Source organism: Gordonia sp. DT30 (genome assembly GCF_049844915.1).
In the GTDB taxonomy this organism is placed as follows: Bacteria; Actinomycetota; Actinomycetes; order Mycobacteriales; family Mycobacteriaceae; genus Gordonia.
The window spans coordinates 1-1112 of record NZ_JBNCLY010000058.1 but is presented as its reverse complement, the minus strand read 5'-3'; the positions used below and the strand labels follow the sequence as shown (position 1 = coordinate 1112).

Below are 1112 nucleotides of genomic sequence, written 5' to 3'. Positions count from 1 at the left end.
CTGATACTCGCGCTCGCCGCGTGCACAACACCCAACACCACGCCAACTCCGTCGGCATCTCCTTCGACCTATGCGCCGCCGTGGTTTCTGCACATCACCAGGTACTGGGTACCCACTCGCGCGCTGGATCTCACGAGCCGCGACGCCACCTTCATCCGGGCCTTAACTGAATCCGACGGTATTGCTCGCCTCAGCTCAGCCCATGCCTCGGTGGCATATCCCGGCTACGTTCACGCTCGAGAACTGCATCCTCTAAAACTCGAACCGAGAAGGGACCCCACTTCCGCCCGCCCGCTCGCCCGAACCTCACGATTCATCGGTGCCTTCCACAGTGACGGGAATACCGCGACAGCCACAATCTGCGTTCCCGGTCCAGGCTGGAGCGGCGAAGTCCTCACCTACCGGCGCACCGGGACCCCGCCGCCGGCCAACCAGCATGGTCAACACTGGTATCCCATCCACAACGTCTTCGGCGACTGGCAAGTCCTCAACGACACCGAACCCGCCACCGACCAACCACCCAGCCTCGCCGTACGCCAATGCGCATCCGCCCGCATCCCCGAACAATCCAACCCACCCAACAGCCCCGGCTGGTCCTGGGAACCCGACCCCGGCGCATGACACACCAAACCCGCCCAGCGCGAACACTTCTCACAGCATCAACACTCACGATGCTGATACTCGCGCTCGCCGCATGCACAACACCCAACACCACGCCAACTCCCCCAACGTCTCCGTCGGCGTACGCACCTCCGTGGTTTCTGCACATCACGATGTATTGGGTTCCCACTCCCGCACTGGATCTCATGAGCGCCGACGCCACTTTCATCCGAGCCGTATCTGAATCCGACGGAATAGCGTGGCTCAGCGCAGCCCACGCCTCAGTGGGATATCCCGGATACGTTCACGCCAGGCAACTGCATCCCCTCAAATTCGAACCTAGAAAGGATCCCAACTTCGCCCGTCCGCTGGCTCAAAGCTCGCATTTCATCGGCGGCTTCCATAGTGACGGAAATACAGCGACAGCCACGATTTGGATCTCCTGACGTTCTTGTGGGTGGTTTACAGCCACGGCAACTCTGGACAGGCGCCGCCGCGGGTGAGTTCGGCCA

General features: G+C 61.8%; 1 protein-coding gene. It reads left to right on the top strand.

The genetic code is table 11. From position 1 onward, the window contains the following. Window positions 1–621: hypothetical protein (locus tag ACLQ3C_RS21410; RefSeq protein ID WP_425707107.1), on the top strand; the 621-nt coding region annotated here is incomplete at its 5' end. Window positions 622–1112: the final 491 nt, after the last annotated feature.